Here is a 3,854-nt window from a genome sequence, read left to right as displayed (position 1 = left end):
CATATGGTTGGCAGTTCTCTAATTTTTCGACCGGAAATTGCAAGAAGGATTGAAATGCGTTCGAGAATGCCTATGGAGGAAGCAGTGAGGAAAGGTTCTCAAATTGGAAAGATTTTTAGTTGGGCAGATTTTTACTTCAGGCAGCGGTTGTATATATCAAATAACTTTCTTCAGCATCTTGATTTTTCAGAGGCCATACTTCCTTTTTATAGCTATGCGTTATTGTCATATAAAATGCGATATGATTGTCATCTCTTCAGTTCAAATGTATACGAGCAAATATTTAAAACTTATTTTCCTGTCCTGGCGAAAATTTCTCGCGCTGGGGCCGTTGTTTCTCAGAGTTCACAATCCTCGAAAATTTCTCGGTGGACGATGGAGTGGGCACGAAGTCTTCTTGCTCCTTTATCTGATAAGAAAAGTCTTACACTTTTAAATAAAAAATATTGTATACCCAGAACTGTAGTGGGAATGGCCGGCTTTCGGCGTTATGAAAGCAGTATCCAAAGCGTTTTTAGGCTTTACCTGCTTGAAAAGGAAGCGACGGAGGCTGGAGTTAACTTTGATTGGGATAAAATTTAGAATACCCTTCTTTGTTTATTCCTGGTGCATTCAGTATTGCCAAGGGGACTAAGATGCCTCCTCTAATTAGCGTCATTATCCCGGTTTATAATGGGGAACGTTATATTGGTCAGGCTGTTCGCAGTGTGTTGGCTCAGACTTGGCTACCCCATGAAATTATTGTGATCGACGATGGTTCGACCGATAAGACTCGGGAGACTTTGGAGCCGTTCTGGGGGCAAATCCAGTATCTGTTCCAACCCAACCAAGGCCCTTCGGCGGCAAGGAATGCGGGCATCAAAGTGGCTCAAGGTGATTTGATTTGTTTTTTGGATGCAGACGATCTGTGGACGCCGGAGAAATTGGAAGTGCAGTTGATGTTTATGCAGGCGAACCCAGAGACTGCAATGGTGTTTGCCGATCATGAAGAATTCAATAGGGAAGGTCTGGTCCTAGCCTCCTATCTTCGTGAAAAACGAAAGGCGTTTTTAGCCTTTCCGGTTGAGCCGGGTACGGTTGACGGGGCATTTGGGAAGCTCGTGATCGAAAACTTTATCTCTACCCCGACAGTCATGTTGAGGAAATGTTGCCTTGAACGGGCAGGGGTATTCGATGAGAAGATCCGGTCGGTGGAAGACCGGGATTTGTGGATGCGGATTTCGGCTTCCTTTCCGATCGCCTGTATCCCCAGAATCTTGTGTAAGCGGCGAATGCATGGAGAAAATATTTCCCGGAAACGGGAATTGACCTTGCAAGGGCGCATTCGCATATTGGAAAACAATTGGAATCGGTTTCCTCTGTTGCTGTCCGATCAGGTATGGCGTGCGCAACTTGTCGAGTCCTACTGCCATCTTGGATTTCTCCTATTGCAACAAGGCCGGAAACGGGATGCGCTTCGTGTGGGTGTGAAAAGCCTTTATTCGAATCTGAAGGGGCGACGCGGGTGGGGAGCCCTTGCCGAGCCCTCCAGTATCGTCAAAAGCGTCGGTTTGGTCGGTGCGGCCCTATTGGGTTGGAATGTGAGCCGGGTGCTGTGGCGCCCCTTAAAAAACGCGTTTCGGTGAGCTGATGGCTTGGGCTAGGATGGTGTTCCGATTCCCCCTTCCGAAGTGGATTGCGCAGAGTTCCGCCTGGGAAAGTGTTTTATTATCAATCGGGTTCCTTGCTGGGAGCTATCGATGCAATCTGTGGCTATGATCTCATATTCTTTCCCACCTGAAGGAAGGGCAGGGGTGTACCGTCCCCTCCGATTCGTTCGACAACTTTCGAGCCTGGGCTGGGATACGACCGTCATCACGGCCGATCCCTATCGCTATGAGCGCTTCGATCCGAAGCTCCTCGTCCAAGTGCCCAAGGATACGGAGGTCATTGCCGTGAAGGCACATGATCCCTGGCAGGCTTTCCAGTCCAGGCGGGGGAAGAAGCTCGAAAAGCAATTATCCGAGGCTCCGCAGGCAATGATTGAACGAGTGCATGTGGCCCAACAGGTCCCTCTTCGGGCAAGGTTTCGAAAATATATTCGAATGGCGGAGGCTTATTACTATTATCCAGATTTTGCCAAGCCGTGGATTGGGCCCGCTGTTCGGGCGACCGCGCGGATGTGTGCCGCCAAATACCCCATGGTGCTTTGGGCAACCATTGGACCCGTATCCGCCGGGGTTGTTGCACAACGCGTGTCCCACCAGACCAATATCCCCTACGTGTTGGATTTTCGGGATCCGTGGGAATTGTATTATTACGAATCTGAAATTCTGCGTCCCAAAAGTGTCACACGTTCGACCCAACGCCTCTTGTACCGCCTCTTTCAACAGGCCCGGTCGGTTGTGTTTTTGTTCCCTCGGATGGCCGAGTGTTATTGTCAGGCCTACCGTGGAGCGTTGGACCCGGCCAAAATTCACATCATCCCCAATGGATATGAGGGAGATCTTGAGGAATTCCAGATTCCGGATGCGGATCAATGCACTGTAGTGTATACCGGTACGGTTTCCTCGTATCGATACGATACCTTGTTGGAGGCTATTGGATACCTGAAGCGATGTGAACCAACTGTGGCTGGTCAATTAAGATTTTCGTTTGTGGGAGACGGTATGGCCCTCTTGGCCCGTGCGGTGGAGTCCCGTGGCATTTCCGATGTGGTCCACGTTTCTCCGCCCGTGCCATACGATGAAGTGAAACGTGTGATTCAAACCGCCCATGGCTTGCTTATTTTGGGAAGGAGTCAGGATCGAAAGGGGCATGAGCTGGTGGCTGGGGCCAAACTGTTTGGCTATTTCAAGGCTCGGAAACCTATTGTGGGAATTTTACCTCAGGATGAAACCCGGGAAATTTTATCGACAGTCGGGGTCGAAACCATTGCTGATTCCCAGTCTGTCCAGGATGTTGTCCGGGTCTTGAAACGCATGCATGCCTGTTGGGCCGAAGGACGCCTCGCCACACTTCTCCCCCATATCCAAGCCTGCCAGCGATTTGGGGCTGAACCACAGACCGCCGCGCTCATTCGGGCCTTAGAAGGGCATCCTCCCGAGGAACCATTCGTTCCGGGCAAGGTTGACATTCCGGCGAGTTTGCGTGAAATGATTGACAACGAATGGTTGTGGTATCGACCTGTCGCAGGTGACCTGGCCTGGCAGCAATCATAATTTGTGGTCTTGCTCTGACGACCCTGGCGGGGACAGGAGAATCAGGACACCCGGAATCTTTCACGGATAGAAGAAGGGTTATATGTGTGGATTGTTCACGCTTATAAACTAGGATGTATTGATGGAACCGGATACCACACGTCTTGCCATCGACACGATGATGCATCTCTAGCCTAACGTCAGAGGAGAATGGCGGAACAGGATGTGTATCTGTTGCAATGGCGGCTGTTCGTTATCGAACTGGTAACGGGTGATCAGGTGATGCCGAGCATGGACGGGTCGTATTCAAAGGGGAGATTTATAATTTCCCCCCAGTTGTACAAACAGTTGCCTGGGAAGGAGAGTCAAGCCCAAAGCTAGTTGAAATTCTCCCTGGCTCCCCTGTTGAGGTTAGGCCACCTTCGACGCGGTGGTCCCTTTGCTGTTCAAATCCCGTTGCAGGGCCACCCGCAACTTGGGCAGATGCCGATAGCCTTTGACCCGTCGCAGGCGCGGCTCGATATCCCACAAGGCCGCCGCTAACCAGCGGTGCCGCTGTGACGAGTTCACCCAGTGATCCACTTTGTCGCAGCGTGCGGCTACTGCCGCATTGATGGACTCCAGGCAATTGGTGGTCTTAAACGACTCCCCAAGAATCGGGAAGATCCCGAGCCG

At 50.9% G+C, this 3,854-nt stretch carries 4 protein-coding genes; 3 read left to right on the top strand and 1 reads right to left on the bottom strand.

Annotated elements, in window-relative coordinates; translation table 11 throughout:
* The first annotated feature begins 72 nt into the window (after positions 1–72).
* The 3 genes from H6750_21550 (at position 73) to H6750_21540 (ending at position 3,200) form a co-directional block, all read left to right on the top strand.
* Positions 73–582 (top strand): hypothetical protein, encoded by a 510-nt coding sequence (locus H6750_21550; protein ID MCB9776897.1) that lies wholly within the window; start codon positions 73–75, stop codon positions 580–582.
* Between the two features lie 53 nt (positions 583–635).
* Positions 636–1,625, top strand: coding sequence for a glycosyltransferase family 2 protein (locus H6750_21545; protein ID MCB9776896.1), 990 nt, complete (start codon positions 636–638; stop codon positions 1,623–1,625).
* Positions 1,626–1,793: 168 nt separating this feature from the next.
* The gene (locus H6750_21540; protein MCB9776895.1) at positions 1,794–3,200 is read left to right on the top strand and encodes a glycosyltransferase; all 1,407 of its coding nucleotides are present in this window, start codon (positions 1,794–1,796) and stop codon (positions 3,198–3,200) included.
* A 390-nt stretch (positions 3,201–3,590) separates the two neighbouring features.
* Here H6750_21540 and H6750_21535 read toward each other — a convergent pair.
* On the bottom strand, positions 3,591–3,854 hold a 264-nt coding region (locus H6750_21535), incomplete at its 5' end, for a hypothetical protein (GenBank protein MCB9776894.1).

The organism is Nitrospiraceae bacterium, assembly GCA_020632595.1.
In the GTDB taxonomy this organism is placed as follows: Bacteria; Nitrospirota; Nitrospiria; order Nitrospirales; family UBA8639; genus Nitrospira_E.
This window is presented reverse-complemented; position numbering and strand designations above follow the sequence as displayed.